The sequence below is a fragment of the Flavonifractor sp. An82 genome (assembly GCF_002159265.1).
Classification (GTDB): Bacteria; Bacillota; Clostridia; order Oscillospirales; family Oscillospiraceae; genus Flavonifractor.
In genome coordinates this window covers 52,351-72,097 of record NZ_NFHG01000017.1, presented here as the reverse complement: position 1 = coordinate 72,097, position 19,747 = coordinate 52,351, and the positions used below count along the sequence as shown (strand labels likewise).

Annotated in this window: 21 protein-coding genes and 1 tRNA gene; 17 read left to right on the top strand and 5 right to left on the bottom strand. The window is 57.4% G+C overall.

Features of this window, described 5'->3' with window-relative positions; genetic code table 11:
* Positions 1-95 precede the first annotated feature (95 nt).
* The 3 genes from B5G34_RS14615 (at position 96) to B5G34_RS14605 (ending at position 1,850) form a co-directional block, all read left to right on the top strand.
* On the top strand, positions 96-914 hold the full coding sequence (locus B5G34_RS14615; protein ID WP_087339131.1) for an N-acetylmuramoyl-L-alanine amidase: 819 nt from the start codon (positions 96-98) through the stop codon (positions 912-914).
* Between the two features lie 97 nt (positions 915-1,011).
* Positions 1,012-1,332, top strand: a complete 321-nt coding sequence (locus B5G34_RS14610) for a putative heavy metal-binding protein (RefSeq protein ID WP_087339128.1) — start codon at positions 1,012-1,014, stop codon at positions 1,330-1,332.
* 38 nt (positions 1,333-1,370) lie between these two features.
* Positions 1,371-1,850, top strand: a complete 480-nt coding sequence (locus B5G34_RS14605; RefSeq protein ID WP_162609492.1) for a GNAT family N-acetyltransferase — start codon at positions 1,371-1,373, stop codon at positions 1,848-1,850.
* An 83-nt stretch (positions 1,851-1,933) separates the two neighbouring features.
* Here the strand turns inward: B5G34_RS14605 and B5G34_RS14600 are convergent, their stop codons facing one another.
* The 3 genes from B5G34_RS14600 to B5G34_RS14590 form a co-directional block, all read right to left on the bottom strand.
* Positions 1,934-2,962, bottom strand: a complete 1,029-nt coding sequence (locus B5G34_RS14600) for a S66 peptidase family protein (RefSeq protein WP_087339122.1) — start codon at positions 2,960-2,962, stop codon at positions 1,934-1,936.
* A gap of 162 nt (positions 2,963-3,124) precedes the next feature.
* Entirely contained in the window at positions 3,125-4,075 is a 951-nt protein-coding gene (locus B5G34_RS14595) for an HNH endonuclease (RefSeq protein ID WP_087339119.1), read from the bottom strand.
* Between the two features lie 314 nt (positions 4,076-4,389).
* Positions 4,390-4,476: transfer RNA gene (locus B5G34_RS14590), tRNA-Leu, on the bottom strand.
* 153 nt (positions 4,477-4,629) lie between these two features.
* Here B5G34_RS14590 and B5G34_RS14585 point away from each other — a divergent pair.
* The 11 genes from B5G34_RS14585 to B5G34_RS14535 all read left to right on the top strand — a co-directional run bounded on the left by B5G34_RS14585 (position 4,630) and on the right by B5G34_RS14535 (position 15,075).
* On the top strand, positions 4,630-6,018 hold the full coding sequence (locus B5G34_RS14585; protein ID WP_087339116.1) for a hypothetical protein: 1,389 nt from the start codon (positions 4,630-4,632) through the stop codon (positions 6,016-6,018).
* A 26-nt stretch (positions 6,019-6,044) separates the two neighbouring features.
* The gene (locus B5G34_RS14580; protein ID WP_087339113.1) at positions 6,045-6,731 is read left to right on the top strand and encodes a response regulator transcription factor; all 687 of its coding nucleotides are present in this window, start codon (positions 6,045-6,047) and stop codon (positions 6,729-6,731) included.
* A gap of 36 nt (positions 6,732-6,767) precedes the next feature.
* On the top strand, positions 6,768-8,186 hold the full coding sequence (locus B5G34_RS14575) for a HAMP domain-containing sensor histidine kinase (RefSeq protein WP_242957070.1): 1,419 nt from the start codon (positions 6,768-6,770) through the stop codon (positions 8,184-8,186).
* Positions 8,187-8,310: 124 nt separating this feature from the next.
* Positions 8,311-9,291, top strand: a complete 981-nt coding sequence (locus B5G34_RS14570) for a DUF1385 domain-containing protein (RefSeq protein ID WP_087339110.1) — start codon at positions 8,311-8,313, stop codon at positions 9,289-9,291.
* A 54-nt stretch (positions 9,292-9,345) separates the two neighbouring features.
* The gene (gene prmC, locus B5G34_RS14565) at positions 9,346-10,209 is read left to right on the top strand and encodes a peptide chain release factor N(5)-glutamine methyltransferase (protein ID WP_087339106.1); all 864 of its coding nucleotides are present in this window, start codon (positions 9,346-9,348) and stop codon (positions 10,207-10,209) included.
* Between the two features lie 43 nt (positions 10,210-10,252).
* On the top strand, positions 10,253-11,365 hold the full coding sequence (gene recA / locus B5G34_RS14560) for a recombinase RecA (protein WP_087339103.1): 1,113 nt from the start codon (positions 10,253-10,255) through the stop codon (positions 11,363-11,365).
* Positions 11,352-12,002: a regulatory protein RecX gene (locus B5G34_RS14555; protein WP_087339100.1), complete on the top strand. Its 651-nt coding sequence runs from the start codon at positions 11,352-11,354 to the stop codon at positions 12,000-12,002. The genes recA and B5G34_RS14555 overlap by 14 nt, the downstream gene beginning before the upstream one ends.
* Complete coding sequence (locus B5G34_RS14550; protein ID WP_087339098.1) at positions 12,002-12,577, top strand: nitroreductase family protein; 576 nt, start codon at positions 12,002-12,004, stop codon at positions 12,575-12,577. Before B5G34_RS14555 ends, B5G34_RS14550 begins: the two co-directional genes overlap by 1 nt.
* Before the next feature lie 12 nt (positions 12,578-12,589).
* Positions 12,590-13,909 carry a 30S ribosomal protein S12 methylthiotransferase RimO gene (gene rimO / locus B5G34_RS14545; RefSeq protein ID WP_087339094.1) on the top strand — a complete coding sequence of 440 codons (1,320 nt, stop codon included), beginning with the start codon at positions 12,590-12,592 and terminating at the stop codon, positions 13,907-13,909.
* 6 nt (positions 13,910-13,915) lie between these two features.
* A complete protein-coding gene (gene pgsA / locus B5G34_RS14540) occupies positions 13,916-14,443 on the top strand; it encodes a CDP-diacylglycerol--glycerol-3-phosphate 3-phosphatidyltransferase (RefSeq protein ID WP_087339091.1) in 528 nt (175 codons plus the stop codon).
* A complete protein-coding gene (locus B5G34_RS14535) occupies positions 14,443-15,075 on the top strand; it encodes a DapH/DapD/GlmU-related protein (RefSeq protein ID WP_087339088.1) in 633 nt (210 codons plus the stop codon). The genes pgsA and B5G34_RS14535 overlap by 1 nt, the downstream gene beginning before the upstream one ends.
* A 45-nt stretch (positions 15,076-15,120) precedes the next feature.
* Here the strand turns inward: B5G34_RS14535 and B5G34_RS14530 are convergent, their stop codons facing one another.
* Positions 15,121-15,609 carry a zinc-ribbon domain-containing protein gene (locus B5G34_RS14530; RefSeq protein WP_087339085.1) on the bottom strand — a complete coding sequence of 163 codons (489 nt, stop codon included), beginning with the start codon at positions 15,607-15,609 and terminating at the stop codon, positions 15,121-15,123.
* Between the two features lie 334 nt (positions 15,610-15,943).
* Here B5G34_RS14530 and cysE point away from each other — a divergent pair, with 334 nt between their 5' ends.
* The 3 genes from cysE (at position 15,944) to B5G34_RS14515 (ending at position 18,774) form a co-directional block, all read left to right on the top strand.
* On the top strand, positions 15,944-16,609 hold the full coding sequence (cysE, locus tag B5G34_RS14525; RefSeq protein WP_242957069.1) for a serine O-acetyltransferase: 666 nt from the start codon (positions 15,944-15,946) through the stop codon (positions 16,607-16,609).
* 13 nt (positions 16,610-16,622) lie between these two features.
* On the top strand, positions 16,623-18,032 hold the full coding sequence (gene cysS, locus B5G34_RS14520) for a cysteine--tRNA ligase (protein ID WP_087339080.1): 1,410 nt from the start codon (positions 16,623-16,625) through the stop codon (positions 18,030-18,032).
* Between the two features lie 172 nt (positions 18,033-18,204).
* A complete protein-coding gene (locus B5G34_RS14515; RefSeq protein ID WP_087339077.1) occupies positions 18,205-18,774 on the top strand; it encodes an ECF transporter S component in 570 nt (189 codons plus the stop codon).
* A 155-nt stretch (positions 18,775-18,929) separates the two neighbouring features.
* Here the strand turns inward: B5G34_RS14515 and B5G34_RS14510 are convergent, their stop codons facing one another.
* Entirely contained in the window at positions 18,930-19,418 is a 489-nt protein-coding gene (locus tag B5G34_RS14510; RefSeq protein ID WP_087339074.1) for a hypothetical protein, read from the bottom strand.
* Positions 19,419-19,747: the final 329 nt, after the last annotated feature.

The window sequence follows — 19,747 nt, the reverse complement described above, 5'->3', positions numbered from 1 at the left end:
TTATCCTGTTTGATGGGACAGGGGTATTACCACCAGCCGCACAGACCGACTGCCCCATCCCACTTACCGGCGCGGCGGAACCAGGAGATAACCACATGGAGATACAGAACAGAAACCGACGGGACCCGTCTGTACCCCCTAAGAGAACGCGCAGACGGCGGAAGCAGGGCCGGCAGCTGCTGCTGGCGTACGCTATCCGCGGCCTGCTGTTGCTGGGAGTGGCGCTGTGCGTTGCTCTGGCGGTTTGGGGCATACACATTCTGACTGCTTCGTCCTCTTCCACGGAAGGGAGTGGAGCGGATACAATGGATATCGGCGGAGCAGAAACGCAGACCGGCGGGGAGCCGGCACTGGTGGAGCAATCCGTCCAGCCCCGGGGTCTTACGGTGGTGCTGGACCCGGGCCACGGCGGCGGACAGCCGGGGTGCGTGATCGGAGAACTGGAGGAGAAGGACATCGCCATGTCCATCACCAAGCAGCTGAAGGAAGAACTGGAACAGCTGGGCTTTGACGTGGTACTGACCCGCAGCACCGACGCGGATGTGGGCCTGTCGGAGCGGGCCAGGATCGCCAATGAGGCGGAAGGGGACTGCTTTGTTAGCATCCACTGCAACTCCTATGAGGACGACTCCATCTCCGGCCTGGAGTGCTACTATTTCCGGTCGGAGGAGGGAGAAAAACTGGCGGAGCTCATCTCCCAAGCCACAGCTGCCGGTGACATTGATACCCGGGAAATCAAAGAGGGCAACTTCCAGGTGCTGCGGGAGGCCGATATGCCCTCTGTGCTGATTGAAGTGGGTTATATGACCAATCCCCAGGAGCTGGCCAATCTGGCTTCTCAGCCATACCAGGAAAACCTGGCCCATGCCATTGCCAACGGGATCGTGGAGATGATGGAGGGCCAGCCTACATAAAAAGCAGAGAGCGCCTTTTCAAAGGTGCGGGGCTGTGATACAATCGGCCTGTAAAGGACCAAATAGAAACCGAAAGATAGGAAAGGGGCATGAGTCTATGATCGTGACTACCACAAACTCGGTGGAGGGGCGTACCATCCGTACCTATCAGGGGATCGTGTTCGGCGAAGTGGTCTCCGGTGTGGATTTTTTCCGGGACTTCGGTGCGGGCCTGCGCAATTTCTTTGGCGGACGGAGCGCCGGCTATGAGGAAGAGCTCCAAAAGGCCCGGGAAGAGGCGATCCAGGAGATGTGCCAGCGGGCAGCCAAGCTGGGCGCCGATGCTGTCATCGGCGTGGATGTGGACTATGAGGTGCTGGGTACCAATAACGGTATGCTGATGGTCAGCGTTTCCGGCACGGCGGTACAGCTGAACTGAAACAGACAGAGATTGTGACAGAAGGGAAGTAGGAGCACGTGGAAGCAATTTGCATACGGCCTATGGAGCCCAACCAGGCGGAGGAGGTCTCCGCCCTCATCGGACAGGTGCTGATGGAGGTCAACATCCGGGACTACCCCAGAGAGGCTCTGGAGGAATTTGCGGACTATTACAGCCCGGAGCGGGTGGCGTCTATTCCGGAGAACGGGGGCCACAGCTATGTGGCTATGCTGGGTGAAGAGCTTCTGGCCTGCGGCTCGGTGGTGCCGGTGGAGGACCACCCGGACGAGGCCATGATCCAGGCCCTTTTTGTCCGTCCCGACTGGGAGGGCAAGGGTGTGGGCAGACAGCTGGTGCAGACCCTGGAGGCCGATCCCATGTTCTGCGCTGCCCGCCGGGTCATCGTTTCCGCGTCCCTCACCTCCCATGAATTTTACCTCAAGCTGGGCTACCGGTATGAGAACAACGTCAAGGTGTGCGAGGACCACGACCACTACTGGATGGAAAAATTCAACTGATACATAAATAGCCCGCCTCCGGCATTGAGCCGGAGGCGGGCTATTAGTTTGTCAAAAGATGCTCTGGGAGGGGGCGTTGCTGCTCAGGTGCCGAAACGGATCACTTGGCTATTTGCATCAACGGTTGCCGGAACCCCGAAAGGAATGATGCACCTGGGCTGTGCGTGTCCAATGTTGACATTGCACAAGATAGGCAGTCTTGGATTATTGATCACATCTGTCAGTATTTGTTTATATTCCTGAGTGTATGTTTCATCCATCGGCTTGCCCATCAGAATCCCTGAGATCACATGAAAAATGCCGGCTTCTTTGAGCGCTTCTATGGCTTTTCTGTATTTTGACGGAGACATTTTTTCTTCGCTGGATTCCAATAGAAGTATCTTGCCAGCCCATTCCTCAGGTTTGGGGAACAGTTCATACTTTTGACACAGCAGCGGCATATCCGCATAACGGCCTGGGTTAAACATATCATACATGGAATCAATACAACCGCCAAGGATCTCACCGGTAAAGACAGGGTTGCCTTGCAGTAATTCAAAGCCATGATCGGGGTGGGATTTCAGCGGTGTACCAATTTGATCGATACCGAAGGAGTTTCTCTCTTCATACCAGACGGGGCTGGGCCGGATTTCTTTGATGGTGCCGGTGGCAATCAATTCTTCAAAGTGCTTTTTTGTATAGGGAAGCATATCCTTACCCAGCTCACAGAGATCCGCAAGAAATGACTGGCCATAAAATGTGCGGATACCAACTTTGTGAAGCATGAAGTGGTTGATCGTCGTATCGGAAAAACCAAGAAAGACTTTGTCGGAGACCCCATTTGCCAGTTCACTATGTTCAAACAGGTATGGCAGCAGTCGGTAGGTATCATCCCCGCCGATGGCGCAGAGGATCATATCGATCTCCTTGTCCTGAAAAGCTTGTATCAAATCGGCCGCTCGCTCATCAGGGTGGTTTTTGACATATTCGATTCCCTTCAGGGCGTGCGGCATAAATCGAACGGTCAGCCCAAAGTTTTTTAGCCTTTGTATACCAATCTCAACTTCGTGCCTTACAAAGTCTTCTCCGATTGTTCCGGCAGATAGACTGACGATGGCGATATTCTTTATCATAATCGTTTCCCTCTGCAAGTTTCAAAGGAATGCTTCAAATTGAGAAGCGGAGATCATAGCAATAAGCAAAGCCCGGCATCCTTCTGGATGCCGGGCTTTGCTGGAACATCGCAACACTATAGATGCCTGCTAAAAATAATGTAATAATGTATGGTCATATATTTATTCGATCAAGTCACTTTTTCCCAAATTGCATTTACTACAAAGTGTTTGCAAATTTCCTATGACCGTTTCTCCACCTTTAGACCAGGGAATAATGTGGTCAACGTGAAGTTCGACTTCTGAATCTTTTGCTGGAGATGCTCCACAGACACAGCATTTAAAATTATCACGTTTCATCACCAGGAACCGAATTCGAAGGTTAATGTCTCGTTTAGTTTTGTGCTTTATAATAGACAGAGGAGTGTCCTGAGGGACTAAATCTTTTTTGGGGATAAGCGGATCGTCCTCTACACTCTGGTCTGTTTTACTCTCCATTGCCTGAATATCATTTTGTTCATCATTAATCCATACGACAAAGGCTTCAAGTGCATTTCGCCAACCGCCGAACCGGCGACTAAAAGTATTAAGTGCATATTTTGAGTATCCGTTTTTTATATCACTTACTGTTGGCTGCCGTCCTAAAGTAATCCACATGCGTTCTATTTCTTCAAGAAGGGAAACAGTTTCAATGCGTTTTTCCGAAATTTGCTTATAAGGTTGAAGTCCCGCTTTATCTAATGCATCGTTCCATGATTTAAAGCGTTTAAAAACAGTTGAACTACTATATTTTGCAAGGTCATTATACTCCCTGCTGCTAAAAGACTCTTTGCCCAAAATCTTTGAAACACGAATAATATCATCTAATAAATCTCTATTTGAAATCGAAGTATACAAATGAGAACTACTTGCGGCAGCCAATTGGAACTGATTTGATTCCAGTTTACATAATTTGAGAACTTTGAGCCAACTGCCAAAACGTCTACAAATTGTTTCTACGCCATATTGACCGTTTTGTGTATATTCCTTTTTAGTTAAATTCGCCTTGTTTAAGGCCTTTGCTACACGAGCAACATCATTTAATAAATCTTTATCAGAGATATTATGGTGGTATTCGTTTAGTTTAAATTCCATAATATGCCTTTCTTTGCACTATAGTGTTGCAACATTTTGATTGACTTTCGTGTGGCGCTCACTTAAGATTATTTTTTATTGTAATATAAGTTTATACAAATTACAAGAAACAAGTAAACTGTAATGCTTGTTGCTTTTCGGAAAGTATCGTCTAAATCTCTGCCCAACATAAAAATATTGTTTTTGCATTTGAAGAATTTTGAAAAACAAATCAGGGGCTACAAAAAGTGGAAAGTCCCTTACTACAAGGCTTTCCACATACGATGAGCCCCGCTTTTCAATAAAACAGTTCGAAAAGCGGGGCTCATTCATTATGGTGCCGGTGACCGGACTCGAACCGGTACGCTGTCGCCAGCGGTGGATTTTGAGTCCACTACGTCTACCAATTCCATCACACCGGCAGATGCCTGAAGTCGGGCTGAAAGGTATTATACACGACTTGCGGGCGGTTGACAAGCCCTCTTGCTCCAATAAATTCGGAAAACGGCATACCATTTCCCTGAGAGATGTGTTATGATAACAATATTGAAAACTCCCATGGAGGGCGAAGCAACATGAAAAAATTCAGACTGCTCCTGGCAGTGGGGATGCTCCTGCTGCTGACGGGCTGTTTTTCACAATCGGTGGAGGAGCTGTACGCTCCGCCCAGAGCGCCGGACGACTACCTGAAGCTGGACAACAAGATCAACGAAGTGCTTAGCGCCGGGGGCGAGTACGCCGCTCCCCTTACCGGAGAGTATACTCAGAAGGTGCAGCTCCAGGATCTGGACGGCGACGGCAAACAGGAAGCAATCGCCTTTTTCCGGGTGGCATCGTCGGAGCGGCCTCTGAAGATCTATATTTACCGCCAGACCGGCGATGACTACAAGGTGGCCGCCATCATTGAAGGCGAAGGCTCGGCCATCAATTATGTGGCCTACGAGAACCTGGACAACAGCCCCAGCAAAGAGATCATTGTCAGCTGGCAGATGATGAGCGATCAGAACCACTCCCTGGCGGCCTACTCCATCCACAACGACCAGGTTCTGGAGCTGATGCGCACCAGCTATACCAGTTTCCAGGTTTGCGACCTGGATCAGGACAGCCAGGATGAGATCGTGGTGGTCCAGACCGGCGCTACCGAGGAGAGCAACCGGGTGGAGTTTTATAACTACCGAGATGGGATGATGGGACTGGATTCCAGCGCACCGTTGTCCCGCAATGTGACCGGTCTGCCCGACGGCGGTGTGAAAACGGGCTACCTGCAGGAGAATATCCCGGCGGTCTTTGTCAGCTCCACTTACGGCCACAGCGGCACATCCCAGAACTATACGGATACAGCCTACAGTGAATCGGGCCACATCACCGATATCTTTACCTGGAAGGACGGAAGACTGCAGAACATCACCCTGAACCCGGAGACGGGGGAGAGTGACAGCACCATTCGCTGGTACACCGCCGTAGCGGCCAAGGACATCAACAACGACGGGATCCTGGAACTGCCGGATCCCTACGCGCTGCCAGACCCCAGCAGCACCAGCATTGCGGTCAACTTCTGGGCTATCCGCTGGCGGCAGTATGACATCAACGGTCAGTCCCATCTGGTGTTTACCACCTACTATAACGACCGGGACGGCTGGTATTTCATTCTGCCCGATGCCTGGGACGGGAAGATCACCGTTTCCCGCAACGACGTAGCCGGCGGCGGCGAGCGGGCGGTCATCTTCTCCTATTGGGAGGGAGACGCCAGTGAGGACCCGGCGCCCTTCCTGGTCATTTACACCCTCAGCGGAGACAACCGGTATATGCGGGCCAACATGTCGGGCCGCTTCCGCCTGCTGGAGGGATACGATGACAGCGATACCATCTATGCGGCCCGCTTTATCCAGATGGACTGGGACTGCGGCTTGGACGAGAGCGGCGTCAAGTCACATTTTGCTTTGATTACCAATGATTGGTCCTGACGGACCTGAGAGAAGGAGGGAACGGGATGAAAAAGGTACTCGTGCTGGAGGACGAGGCCAACATCCGCAGTTTTGTGGTGATTAACCTGAAACGGGCCGGCTATGAGGCCATTGAAGCGGAGACCGGCGAGGAGGCCCTGGCCCAGCTCAAGCGCAACCCGGATATCAAGGTGGCCCTGCTGGACATCATGCTGCCCGATATGGACGGCTTTGAGGTCTGCCGACGGATTCGGGCCGGAGACAACAAGATCGGCATCATCATGCTCACCGCCCGCACCCAGGAGATGGACAAGGTCACCGGCCTGATGACCGGCGCGGACGACTATGTGACCAAGCCCTTCTCACCGGCGGAGCTGACGGCCCGTATCGACGCCCTCTACCGGCGTACCGGCGGAGCGGAGGCGGTGGACACCGGCGAGATCAGCCAGCCTCCCTTCCTGCTCAACACCCGCAACCGGACTTTGGAAAAGAATGGACAGCGGGTCAAGCTGACACAGGTGGAGTATTCCATCATGAAGCTGTTTATGGACAACCCGGGCAAGGCCCTGTCCCGGGAGGAGATCCTGGATTCCGTGTGGGGCCGGGATTACTTTGGCGAGCTGAAGATCGTGGACGTGAATATCCGCCGCCTGCGGATCAAAATCGAGGACGATCCGACGAACCCCACGTTTATTACCACGGTGTGGGGCTATGGCTATAAGTGGGGGTTCTAACTTTTATTCTTCCACCAGGTGGTGAATAATCGACTTATGAAAAAAATCAAAGGCATCCGCGGTATTCGAAAACGGTGGATGGTAAACTCCATCAGTGTGGTGCTGTTTATTGTGCTGCTGGCGGTGACCGCCTTTTCCGCCGCCATGGGCAGCTACTATTATTCCACCCTGAGCGAGTCCCTCTCACAGAAGGCGGAGAGCGCGGTGCGCAGCTTCAACTACTACCGGACCACCGGCGACTCCTACTATGAGTATGCCCGTACCCTGGTGGGCGGCGATCAGTCCAGTGACCAGCTGGAGGTGGAGTTTCTGGATGCCGGCGGAAAAATCCGCTACTCCAGCTCCGACCTGACCGCCTTCCGCTCCCCCGGTACGCCGGACATTGAGCGGGCCCTGAGTCTGGGACGGACCGAGGTGTGGTCGGGCTCCGATCCCAGCACCGGAGAGCACATCATGGCGGCCTCCAGTCCTCTCATCATCAACGGTGAGGTGGTGGGCGCCATGCGCTATGTGACCTCCCTGCGCAATGTGGACTGGCAGATCGTCATTGTGGTGGCTATCTCCCTGGGTGTGGGGCTGGTCATCCTGGCTTTCGTTTACTTCTCCAACCTGTATTTTGTCCGCTCCATCGTGGAGCCGGTGTCCGGTATCACCGACACCGCCAAGCGCATTGCCGCCGGTTCCTACGGCGTGCAGATCGAAAAGCAGTTTGACGATGAGATTGGTGACCTCACCGACGCCATCAACGACATGTCCCTAAAAATCAACCAGAGCGAGAAAATGAAGAACGAATTTATTTCCTCGGTGTCCCATGAGCTGCGTACTCCCCTGACCGCCATCAACGGCTGGGCTGAGACCATTATGAACGGCGAGGTGCGGGACAGCTCCGACGTGAAAAAGGGTATGGGCATCATCGTGTCCGAGGCCCGGCGGCTCACCAACATGGTGGAGGAGCTGCTGGAGTTCTCCCGGATCCAGGATGGCCGGTTTACCCTGTCGGTGGAGCCCATGGACATCAAGGCTGAGCTGGAGGACGCGGTATATACCTACCGGGAGTTCTTCCGCCGGGAGGGTATCGAGCTCAACCACTTTGACTGTGAGGAGGAATTCCCGCCCATTGCCGGCGACCCGGAGCGGCTGCGGCAGGTATTCTGCAACCTGTTGGACAACGCCGCCAAGCACGGCGGCTCCGGCAAGCGGATCGACACCGCCATCCGCCGGGAGGAGGATCAGGCGGTCATCACCATCCGGGACTATGGCCCCGGTATCCCTGAGGAGGAGCTGCCCCACGTGAAATACAAGTTCTACAAAGGCTCTTCCAAGGCCCGAGGTTCCGGCATCGGTCTTGCCGTCTGCGATGAGATCGTCAGCCGCCATGAGGGTGTGCTGGAGATCGGCAACGCCGAGGGGGGCGGTTGTATCGTCACCGTCCGCCTGCCCATCCAGCCCCAGTGATGGGAGTTTGGAAGACCAAACATTTGTTCTAAAAAAGAGACCCGCGCCCCTTGCAATCGGGGTGCGGGTCTGATACAATATATAGGCTAAATCCCATTTTAACAGCAAGGAGAACAGTGACTCAATGTCAAATGAGACAAAACGTGCCTGCGCCACGCCGTATAAGACCATGATCGGCGGCCAGGCCCTCATCGAGGGCATCATGATGCTGGGCCCCGAGAAGAAGGCGGTGGTGGTCCGTAAGCCCGACGGGGAGCTGGCCGAGCAGGTGGAAGAGCGGGTGCTCATCAAGGACAAGCACCCGCTGCTTGGGGTGCCCTTCATTCGGGGTGTGTTCAACTTCTGCTCCTCTATGGCAAACGGCGTCAAGGCCCTGATGTATTCCGCCTCCTTTATGCCTGAGGAGGAAGGAGAGCCGGAGGAGCCCTCCAAGTTCGAGCAGTGGCTGGACAAGCACCTGGGCAGCGAGAAGGCGGCCTCTGCACTGGTAACGGTGGCGGTAGCCCTGGGCATCCTCTTTTCGGTAGGGCTCTTTATCCTGTTGCCCACCGCGCTGGTGGGGGTGCTGGGACAGTTTGTCCCCCTGGCCATGTGGCTGCGCAACCTGCTGGAGGGCGTGGTGAAGGTGGTCATTTTTGTAGGCTATCTGATCCTGTGCTCCCACATGAAGGATATCCACCGGGTGTTCCAGTACCACGGCGCGGAGCACAAGACCATTTTCTGCTATGAGCACGGCCTGCCCCTGACGGTGGAGAACGTGCGCAAACAGCCCCGGCACCATCCCCGCTGCGGCACCAGTTTCCTCTTTGTGGTCATCGTGGTGAGCATCCTTCTGTCCAGCGTGGTCTTTTCCTTTGTGGAGGTGACCAACACCTTCCTGCGCATGGGCCTGCACCTGCTGATGCTGCCGGTGATCGTCAGTCTGACCTATGAATTTAACCGCCTGGTGGGCCGCTACGATAACTGGTTCACCCGACTGGTCTCCGCTCCTGGCATGTGGCTCCAGAACTGGACCACCTTTGAGCCGGACGACTCCATGATCGAGGTGGGCATCCGGGCCTTTACCCTGGTGCTGCCTCAGGAGCAGGGCAAAGATCAGTGGTAACACGCAAAGAGGCGTTTTGAGAGAGAAACAAGAGAGACGAGGAGTGGTTTCAGTATGGCGACCACCTACAACAACCTCTACCTGGACGTGCGTCATTGCCTGCGGGAAGCAGGCATTGAAGGCGCCCAGCTGGAGGCGCGGGAGCTGGTGTGCGCCGCCGCCGGCAAAAGCCGGGAGCAGTACTACCGAGACATGGCGCTCTATGCCTCCGACGCAGTGGAGGAGAAGCTGAAAAGCCTGGTGGAACGGCGCCTGGCCGGAGAACCGGTGGCCTATATCATCGGGGAATGGGAATTCTACGGCCTCACCCTGGCAGTGAATCGGGATGTGCTTATCCCCCGGATGGACACCGAGCTGTTGGCCGAGCGGGCCATCCTGCTGGCCCGGGCCGCCGGAGAGGGCGCCCGGGTGCTGGACCTGTGTGCCGGCAGCGGCTGTGTGGGTCTGGCGGTGGCCTCCAACGTACCCGACTGCCGGGTGGTGCTGGCCGACCTCAGCGAGGCGGCCCTCAAGACCTGCAAGCAAAACATCCGCCGGTGTGACCTGAATGCCCGGGTGACTTGCTTCCAGGCCGACGCCCTTCAGCCCCCTGACGGGGCCCTGTGGGACTTTGACGTGATCGCCTGCAATCCACCCTACATTCCCACCGGGGACATTGCCGGGCTGGACAAGTCCGTTCGGGACTATGAGCCCCGCTCCGCCCTGGACGGAGGCGCAGACGGACTGGACTTCTACCGGGCCATTGCCAGCCAGTGGGCTCCGGCCCTGCGGCTGGGCGGCTCCCTCCTCTTTGAGGTGGGCATGGGCCAGGCCGCCGATGTGGAGCGGCTGCTGACGGAGCACGGTTTTTCCGACGTCCATTCCAGCCAGGACACCCAGGGCATCTGGCGTGTGGTGGAAGGCGTTATGAATGGGTAAGGGCGGGACCGCTGGGCCCGCCGTGAAAGGATGAGAGATACACATGGCAGACAAGAAGAAAGCTGTGGTGGAGAGCGCCGCTCCCGCCTCTGATAAGAAAAAAGCCCTGGAGACCGCTATGGCCCAGATTGAGAAGACCTATGGCAAGGGCTCCATCATGCGTCTGGGCGACAACGCCGACATTGTGGTGGAGGCCATCCCCACCGGCTCCCTGTCCCTGGATCTGGCCCTGGGCATCGGCGGCGTTCCCAAGGGCCGTATCATTGAGATCTATGGTCCCGAGTCCTCCGGTAAGACCACCCTGGCCCTCCACATTGTGGCCGAGGCCCAGAAGCGGGGCGGCGAGGTGGCCTTCATCGACGCCGAGCACGCTCTGGACCCCTACTATGCCCGGGCTCTGGGTGTGGACATCGACTCCATGCTCATCTCCCAGCCGGATACCGGCGAGCAGGGCCTGGAGATCTGTGAGGCCCTGGTCCGCTCCGGCGCCATCGACGTGGTGGTAGTGGACTCTGTAGCTGCCCTGACCCCCCGGGCCGAGATCGAGGGCGACATGGGCGATTCCCACGTGGGCCTGCTGGCCCGCCTCATGAGCCAGGCCCTGCGGAAGCTGGCCGGCTCCATCGCAAAAACCAACTGCGTGGTCATCTTCATCAACCAGTTGCGTGAAAAGGTGGGCGTCATGTACGGCAACCCGGAGGTCACCACCGGCGGCCGTGCCCTGAAGTTCTACGCCTCCGTCCGCATGGACGTGCGCCGGGTGGAGTCCCTGAAGAACGGCTCCGAGATCATCGGCAACCGCACCCGGGTGAAGGTGGTCAAGAACAAGGTGTCCCCCCCCTTCAAGGAGGCGGAGTTCGATATCATGTACGGCGAGGGCATCTCCAAGGTGGGCGAGATCCTGGATCTGGCCACCAAGCTGGACCTGGTGCAGAAGTCGGGCTCCTGGTTCGCCATGGGGGAGACCCGTCTGGGTCAGGGCCGTGACGCCGCCAAGCAGTACCTGAAGGACAATCCGGAGGTGTGCGACCGACTGGAAGCCGACATCCGGAAAAACTCCTACAAGCTGATGAGCAGCCAGGCCCGTGCTGCCGCCCGTGCCGCCGGCCGTGCGGTGGATGTGTCCGCCGAGGATTTTGAGGATGCGGATCAGTAAGCTGGCCCCCTCCCAGCGGGTGGCAGGCCGCTGGCTGTGCCACCTGGAGGACGGGACCATCCTGCGCATTACAGAAAACGAGATTGTCTCCTTCGGCCTGTGTTCCGGTCTGGAGCTGACGCAGGAGCAGCGGGCGGCGGTGGAGCGGGCGGCCAAGGTTGCCGCCGTGCGGGATAAGGCCATGGACCTGCTCTCCGCCCGTCCCCTGTCCCGGAAGGAGCTGGTGGACAAGCTGACCGCCCGGCCCCGCAGCAAGGACAAGGAGCCCCTGACCGACCGGGAGACCGCTGAGGCGGCCGCCGACCGGCTGGAGGAGCTGGGCTATCTCAACGACGAATCCTATGCCCGTACGGTGGCCGACCACTATGCCGCCAAGGGCTGGGGCCCCTCCCGCATCCGGGAGGAGCTCTACCGCCGGGGGGTGCCCCGGGAATACTGGGACGGGGCGCTGGAGGAACTGGATGCCCCGGACGACGCCATCGATGCCTTTTTGCAGAAGAAACTCCGTGGGGCGGATCTCACCGACCCCAAGACCTACCAGCGCGCGGCCAACGCGCTGGCCCGCCGGGGCTTCCGGTGGGAGGACATTAAGGACGGCCTGCGCCGGTACGGCGGGGCCATGGAGGAGGAATTCTGATGGACACCCGCGAGGCCCTGATGACCCGCCGCAGCATCCGCCGCTACAAGGCTGACCCCATTCCAGAGAACGATCTGAAGGAGATCCTGGAGGCCGGGCTGGCCGCACCCTCCGCCATCAACCTGCAGCACTGGTACTTTGTGGCCGTCCAGAGCCCTGAAGCTCTGGAAGAGGTGCGGCAGATCATGGGCGGGGTGGTGGAGAAGTTCACCCCGGTACTGGAACAGCGCTTTGCCCGTAATCCGGAGCAGGTGGGGATCACCAATAAGTTCCTGTCTACCCTGGGTGGCGCGCCGGTGTGCGTGCTGGTGTTCCTGCTGAAGTCGGACTATCCTGATCGGGACGGCGCCATGCAGAGTGTGTCCGCCGCCATTGAAAACGTGCTGCTGGCCGCCTGGGACAAGGGCATCGGCTCATGCTGGCTGTCCGCGCCCCAGCGGATGGGCTTCGGGCCCGCCTTCCAGCAGCGCTTCGCCCCCGACAAGGGAGAGTTTGTGGCTGCGATTACCCTGGGCTATCCTGACCAGCAGCCCAAGATGCCGCCCCGCCGGGATGGCAGATATACCATCGTGTAAGGAGGCAGTCTCTTGAAGATTGCATTTGTTTCTCTTGGCTGTGCCAAGAATCTGGTGAATACCGAGCAGATGATGGCCCTGGTGAAAGCCGCCGGCCATACCGTCACCGGCGACCCGGAGGGGGCGGACGTGGCGGTGCTCAACACCTGCGGTTTTATTGACTCCGCCAAGAGCGAGGCCATTCAGAACATTCTGGAACTGGCTGCCCTGAAGGAGCAGGGCAAGCTGGGCAAGCTGCTGGTGGCAGGGTGCCTGACCCAGCGCTACCGGGATGAGATCCTGGAGGAGCTGCCTGAGATTGACGGCATTCTGGGTACCGGCAGCTATACCGATGTGGTGCCCGCCATTAACGCCATGATGGAGGGTGACACCCCCACTTATTTCGGAGACATCGATCACACTATCGAGGACGGCGAACGGATGGTGTCCACGCCTTCCTACACCGCCTTCCTGAAGATCGCTGAGGGGTGCGACAACCGGTGCGCCTACTGCGTGATCCCCTCCCTGCGGGGCCGGTATCGCAGCCGCACCATGGAGTCCCTGCTGGCTGAGGCCAAAAAGCTGGCCGACGACGGGGTGCGGGAGCTCATCGTCATCGCCCAGGACATCACCCGGTACGGCACTGACCTGTACCACAAGCGGATGCTGCCCGAGTTGCTCACCGAGCTGTGCAAGCTGCCCTTCCACTGGGTGCGGCTCCACTATCTGTACCCCGACGAACTGGATGACGCCCTCATCGACGTCATCGCCCGGGAGCACAAGATCCTCAAGTATATCGACATACCCCTTCAGCATATCAATGACCGGATCCTGAAGGCCATGAACCGCCGCTCCACCAAGGCGGAGATCATCGCTCTGCTGCAGAAGCTGCGGGACCGGCTGCCTGGCCTGGTGCTGCGCACCTCCCTGATCTGCGGCCTGCCCGGTGAGACCGAGGAGGAATTTGAGGAGCTGTGCGACTTCCTGCGGGAGAGCGGCATCGAGCGGGCGGGCATCTTCCAGTTCTCCCCCGAGGAGGGCACTCCCGCCGCTGTTATGCCTGACCAGGTGGACCCGGATACCGCCAAGCGGCGGGTGGAGCTGCTGGTGGAGCTCCAGAGCCGGGTGATGGACGCCTGGAACGAGAGCCGTCTGGGGGAAACCCTGGAGGTGCTGTGCGAGGGCTTTGACCCGGATATGGGCTGCTACGCCGGACGTTCCTACGCCGATTCTCCCGACGTGGACGGAAAGGTTTTCTTCACCGCCGCCGGCATGGTGCCTGCGGGGACTTTTGTGAATGTGCGTATTACCGGCACCAGCGATGGTGACCTGACCGGGGAAATAGAGGAGTGACGTATTTTGAATACCGCCAATAAGCTGACTTTGCTTCGGGTGCTGCTCATTCCCGTCTTTCTGGTGGTGCTCTACCTCCAGTTTCCCTTCCACATGTACTACGCGCTGGCCATCTTCATTCTGGCCAGCGTCACCGACTTTGTGGACGGCTACATTGCCCGGCACTACAATCAGATCACGGATTTTGGAAAGTTTATGGACCCCCTGGCTGACAAGATGCTGGTCATGGCCGCCCTGCTGTGGTTCGTGGAGATGAATCGCTTCCCCGCCTGGGCCCTGCTCATTGTGGTGGTGAGAGAGTTTGCCGTCACCGGCCTGCGGCTCATTGCCGTGGAGCGTGGGCGGGTCATTGCTGCCGCCTGGTCGGGCAAGATCAAGACCGCTTCCACCATGGTGTGTATCTGCTTCATGCTGGTGTTCCACAACCTGACGCTGGATGTGGTGTGCGTGGCACTCATTCTGGCTACCACCATCTACTCCGGCATTGAGTACTTTGTGAAGAACAAGGACGTTATTGACTGGAGCAAGCTGTAATGCTGGACTTTACACAGACTTTGGAGGAGGAACGTCCTCTGATCCATCCCACCTGTGTGGTGAAAAACTGCACCTTCGGCCGCTATGTGGAGCTGGGGGACCACTGTGTGGTGGAGGAGACCTATGTGGGGGATTACACCTACCTGTTCGGTTCCAACGATGTGATCTATACGGAGATCGGCAAGTTCAACTCCATCGCCACCGGTGTGCGCATCAACCCGGTGCAGCACCCGGCCAAGACCCGGGCGGCCGCCCACCACTTCACCTACCGCTGCGCTCACTATGGCCTGGGGCCGGACGACGAGGGCCTGCTCCAGTGGCGGCGGGACAACCACCATGTGGTCACCGGCAACGACGTGTGGATCGGCCACAACGCCGTGATCATGGCCGGCGTCACCCTGGGGGACGGCGCGGTAGTGGGAGCAGGCGCTGTGGTCACCCATGATGTGGCCCCCTATGAGATCGTGGGGGGCGTGCCTGCCCGCCACATTGGCTGGCGGTACGATGAGAATACCATCGCCGCGCTTATGCGCATCCAGTGGTGGGACTGGAGCCACCAGCTGCTGAAGGAGCGGCTGCGGGACTTTGACGACGTGTCTGACTTCTGCCGCAAATATGATCCCAAGGACTGAAAAAGGGCGCGCTGCACAGCAGCGCGCCCTTTTGGACTGATATGGTTATAAAATGTAAGCCAGAAGAAGGTTGAGGAAAAATGCGATGCAGTTCCAGGCAAGAAGGCCCAGAACCACCGCCCCCACCGCCCGGCCAAAGGTAAGCTGGTCGCCGGGTATGGCTACGGCCACGCCGGTGCGCTCCAGGGTAGGGCCATCGGAGATCTGGAAGCTGGCGCCGGTTTTCTTCAGCCGGTCCGCCAGATCCTGGGCTTCCTCCTGTGTAAGCCGCTGCCGGAGGGGAACTGGGGTGCGGAGGGCGGCACGGACCATGGATCTAGCGTCCTCTGGGGAATAGTTCAGCGTTTCGGTCAGGGCACGGATGGTTTTGCTCCGGATGTCTGGGTAGCTGGGGCAGTAGCTGAGAAACAGGGTGAAGCGGTCGGGCTCCGCCTGCTCCGGAGAAACGAAGGAGAGGGGATAGCCGCAGTGAATGCAGGCGGGGGCCTTGTCGGAGATCTCCTTGCCGCACTCGGGACAATGAATCAGCGCCATTATGTGCCTCCTTTCGCACCTTTCTGGGTACAGGATATCATCGGCGGCGGGAAAAAGCAAGGGTCCCGTTGCTTGACACCAAAAGGGAAACGTGGTAGTATACTATGGTAATCAAATAGCGCGAGGAACGGAAATAGTACCCAGCGAGTACCCGCCAGAGAGGGAACGTCACCGGCTGAGAGCGGTCCCAGGGAGTAACTGGAGAATGTGCGTCCGGGAGCGCGGGGGATGTGGATGCCCCCCGGCTGGCCCCGTCATAAGCCATTGAGTGAGAAATGAGAGTGGAACCGCGATTTGATCGCCTCTTGTGCAGATGCATAAGAGGCGTTTTTCTTTGGAGGTGGTTTTCCTGACCCGACTCGGCGAGACCCTGCGGGCCTATCAGGCCCGCGACCCGGCGGCACGGAGCCGTCTGGAAATCTTTTTGCTCTACCCCGGTGTGCACGCCATCATCTATCACCGGTTTGCCCACTTCCTCTACTGCCACAAACTGAAATTCCTGGCCCGGTTCGTCAGCCAGTGGAGCCGGTTCTGGACGGGCATTGAGATCCACCCCGGGGCCAAGATCGGCCGCCGGTTCGTCATCGACCACGGCATGGGTATCGTCATCGGCGAGACCGCCGAGATCGGCGACGACTGCCTCATCTACCACGGGGTCACCCTGGGCGGCACCGGCAAGGACCAGGGGAAACGCCACCCCACCCTGGGCAACAACGTGATGGTGTCCACCGGCGCCAAGGTACTGGGCCCTTTCAAGGTGGGGGACAATTCCCGCATCGCCGCCAACGCGGTGGTGCTCAGTGAGATCCCCCCCGACGCCACCGCCGTGGGCGTGCCCGCCCGGGTGGTGCGCATTGCCGGGGAGAAGGTGGATTACGCCTCCTCTGTGGATCAGATCCACGTCACCGACCCGGTACAGAAAGAATTGCAGGCCATCAGTTCCCGGCTGGAGTGGCTGGAAAAGCTGATGGATGAACAGGCAAGAAGCCAAAATCAATAAGGAGCGAATTACCATGAAACTGTATAACTCCGCAAGCCGCAAAAAAGAAGAGTTTGTTCCCCATGAGCCCGGCAAGGTGTCCATGTACACCTGCGGCCCCACCGTGTATCACTTTGCCCATATCGGCAACCTGCGCAGCTATCTGATGGAGGACGTGCTGGAAAAATTCCTCCGCTATGAGGGCTATGACGTAAAGCGCATCATGAACATCACCGACGTGGGCCACCTGGCCTCCGACGCCGACACCGGTGAGGACAAGATGTTAAAGGGCGCCAAGCGGGAGCACAAGAGCGTGATGGAGATCGCTCAGTTCTACACTGACGCTTTCTTTGCCGACTGCAAGAAGCTGAACATCAAGTACCCCGAGGTGGTGCAGCCCGCCACCGGTATGATCGACGACTATATCAAGGTCATCACCAAGCTGCTGGACACCGGCTATGCCTATGTGGCCGGCGGCAACGTGTACTTTGACACCTCCAAACTGGAGAAATACTATGTGTTCAACGACCACGACGAGGAGGACCTGGCGGTAGGCGTCCGTGAGGGCGTGGAGGAGGACCTGAACAAGCGCAATAAGAACGACTTTGTGCTGTGGTTCACCAAGTCCAAGTTTGAGGATCAGGCCCTGAAGTGGGATTCCCCCTGGGGCGTGGGCTATCCCGGCTGGCACATTGAGTGCTCCTGCATCTCCATGAAGTATGCAGGCGAGTATCTGGATATCCACTGCGGCGGCATCGACAACGCCTTCCCCCACCATACCAACGAGATTGCCCAGTCGGAGGCCTATCTGGGCCACCCCTGGTGCAAATACTGGATGCACGTCCATCACCTGAACACCAACTCCGGCAAGATGAGCAAGTCCAGCGGCGAGTTCCTCACCGTCTCCCTGCTGGAGGAGAAGGGGTACGATCCTCTGGTCTACCGCTTCTTCTGCCTCCAGTCCCACTACCGCAAGGGCCTGGTGTTCTCCTGGGAGAACCTGGACAACGCCAAGGTGGCCTACGACAAGCTGGTGGCCCGTGTGGCCGCGCTGGCCGAGGACGGCGACGTGGATCAGGCCGTGTTCGATCAGTACAAGGCGGCCTTCATTGAAGCGGTGGGCAACGATCTGAACACCTCTCTGGGTGTTACCGCCCTGTATGACGTGCTCAAGGCGGATACCAACGATGCCACCAAGCGGGCCCTCATCGCCAGCTTTGACCAGGTGCTGGGCCTGAGTCTGCTGGACAAGGCAGCTGCCCTCAAGGAGAAGGAGGCCGCTCCGGTGGAGGGGGCCGAGGAGATCGAGGCTCTCATTGCCAAGCGCCTGGAGGCCAAGAAGGCCAAGGACTGGGCCACTGCAGACGCCATTCGTGATCAGCTCAAAGAGATGGGCGTAGAGATCAAGGACAGCAAGGAAGGGACCACCTGGACCCGGGTATAATCCGAAATACGCAGAGCCCGCCGGTATGCCGGCGGGCTCTGTTTTATGGTGGCAGCTAAAATATCTTATCAAATCTGACCTTATAAAATAGATTAAAATTGGCTATTTTAAAAAGATCAGATTCGACCTATACTGGGGGCACAGATAAAAAACGGAAGGAAGGCGTTTCTGTATGGCGAACCTCAAAACCAGGCGTATGGTCATGGCGGCCCTGCTGGCGGCGCTGACCACGGCTGCCACCATGGTGATCCGGATCCCCACCCCCACCTTGGGGTATATCCATTTGGGGGATGGGATGGTGCTGATCTGCGGCATTTTGCTGGGACCCGGGCTGGGCGCGGCGGCGGCAGGAATCGGGTCCATGCTGGCCGACTTGTTCGGCGGCTACACGGCGTGGGTGCCGGGGACCTTTGTCATCAAGGCGCTGACGGCACTGGTGGGCGGGTGTCTGTATGGGCTCTGCCGGAAGAAAGCCCATATCTCTGTCCCGCTGGGTGTGCTTCTGTGCGGACTCCCCGCCGAGGCGGTCATGGTTGGCGGCTATTTCCTCTATGAGGTAGGGATGATGGTTCTGGCAGGCAGCAGCCTGGCGGCAGCAGCGGCGGCAGTGCTGGCAGGCGTGCCCTTCAACGTGGTACAGGGTCTGACCGGCGTTGTGGTGTGCGCGGTGCTGCTGCCGGTGCTCAGCCATGCGGAAGCCCGAGCGGGATTTAGCCCGGATGGACGGAAAAGTCACAACTGATGATCAAAACGGGACTGCCGCAAAACAAAATTTTGGAAAATTAGGTCAAAGAAAAAGTGAGCGGGAACCGTCTAAACAGCGGTTCCCGCTCACTTTTTAAATGCACAAATTTCTTCCCAGGTCTGAAAACTGCATTTTGCAACAGACCAAAGTTCTTATTTCTGCTTTGTATGCACAGAAAAGCCCACTTGCTTTGGACGCCGCAAAACCAAATAGACAGCGGCGGCGTTGATAATATACACCGCTATAGTAAGGTAAAGACCAAAGCCAATTTTGCCAAACATGCTGTCTTCACCGCTCATGAAGCCTATACACCAAGCAGTCAGCAAGGCTGCGCCGACTCCAGGAAGAAGTGCAATATATTTACTGCTGGAGTCATTATATTTATGTTTTGATTCCAAGAAGCGCAGGTCTACTCTGACAAGCAGGATAGCCTCCACGGCCAATAGAATCACTGCTAGAAGGATAGAGAAATTCAGGATGTCCTCATACATAGAATACCGGAACAGAAGGGAGAGGTATTCCCAGCCGCTAAATTCAAGCGTGATGATGAAAGAGACCCTGCCAAATGGCAACGCATAACAAACAAAACCGGCCAACACGAGGAGAAGCAGGACAGCTTTTCTCTTTGTGTAAACATCCATGCCATCACCTCCTACAGTTGTGCTTCCCGGGGCGGCGGCCGGTTGGTCGGTGGGGAGAACCCCATATTATCCCTGGCGTGCGTCTCATACTCAAATCTTCCCTTCTTTCTTGAATTTCACCTCAACCATCCCGGGGGCTTACGCCCCCGGGGGTTGGGCGAAAAACAAAAACGCTGTGCAGGGCAAAGCCTACACAGCGTAAGAAGGAGCATCCTTCTCAATGCAACACAGATGCATGAAAGAATAACAACAAAACCACCCCTTGCAAAGAAGGGCCGGATTGTCGTATAATGTTCCATGCGGTGCGGCCGGATGGCCGTTGTGTAGGT

What these genes read in the sequence shown, in the direction of transcription:
- B5G34_RS14600 (WP_087339122.1), bottom strand. Translation starts at nt 2,962, where the DNA reads ATGATAAAGAATATCGCCATCGTCAGTCTATCTGCCGGAACAATCGGA.
- B5G34_RS14570 (WP_087339110.1), top strand. Translation starts at nt 8,311, where the DNA reads ATGTCAAATGAGACAAAACGTGCCTGCGCCACGCCGTATAAGACCATG.
- B5G34_RS14530 (WP_087339085.1), bottom strand. Translation starts at nt 15,609, where the DNA reads ATGGCGCTGATTCATTGTCCCGAGTGCGGCAAGGAGATCTCCGACAAG.
- B5G34_RS14535 (WP_087339088.1), top strand. Translation starts at nt 14,443, where the DNA reads ATGCTGGACTTTACACAGACTTTGGAGGAGGAACGTCCTCTGATCCAT.
- B5G34_RS14550 (WP_087339098.1), top strand. Translation starts at nt 12,002, where the DNA reads ATGGACACCCGCGAGGCCCTGATGACCCGCCGCAGCATCCGCCGCTAC.
- prmC (WP_087339106.1), top strand. Translation starts at nt 9,346, where the DNA reads ATGGCGACCACCTACAACAACCTCTACCTGGACGTGCGTCATTGCCTG.
- B5G34_RS14510 (WP_087339074.1), bottom strand. Translation starts at nt 19,418, where the DNA reads ATGGATGTTTACACAAAGAGAAAAGCTGTCCTGCTTCTCCTCGTGTTG.
- B5G34_RS14610 (WP_087339128.1), top strand. Translation starts at nt 1,012, where the DNA reads ATGATCGTGACTACCACAAACTCGGTGGAGGGGCGTACCATCCGTACC.
- B5G34_RS14515 (WP_087339077.1), top strand. Translation starts at nt 18,205, where the DNA reads ATGGCGAACCTCAAAACCAGGCGTATGGTCATGGCGGCCCTGCTGGCG.
- B5G34_RS14580 (WP_087339113.1), top strand. Translation starts at nt 6,045, where the DNA reads ATGAAAAAGGTACTCGTGCTGGAGGACGAGGCCAACATCCGCAGTTTT.
- B5G34_RS14615 (WP_087339131.1), top strand. Translation starts at nt 96, where the DNA reads ATGGAGATACAGAACAGAAACCGACGGGACCCGTCTGTACCCCCTAAG.
- B5G34_RS14585 (WP_087339116.1), top strand. Translation starts at nt 4,630, where the DNA reads ATGAAAAAATTCAGACTGCTCCTGGCAGTGGGGATGCTCCTGCTGCTG.
- B5G34_RS14595 (WP_087339119.1), bottom strand. Translation starts at nt 4,075, where the DNA reads ATGGAATTTAAACTAAACGAATACCACCATAATATCTCTGATAAAGAT.
- recA (WP_087339103.1), top strand. Translation starts at nt 10,253, where the DNA reads ATGGCAGACAAGAAGAAAGCTGTGGTGGAGAGCGCCGCTCCCGCCTCT.
- B5G34_RS14555 (WP_087339100.1), top strand. Translation starts at nt 11,352, where the DNA reads ATGCGGATCAGTAAGCTGGCCCCCTCCCAGCGGGTGGCAGGCCGCTGG.
- cysS (WP_087339080.1), top strand. Translation starts at nt 16,623, where the DNA reads ATGAAACTGTATAACTCCGCAAGCCGCAAAAAAGAAGAGTTTGTTCCC.
- B5G34_RS14575 (WP_242957070.1), top strand. Translation starts at nt 6,768, where the DNA reads ATGAAAAAAATCAAAGGCATCCGCGGTATTCGAAAACGGTGGATGGTA.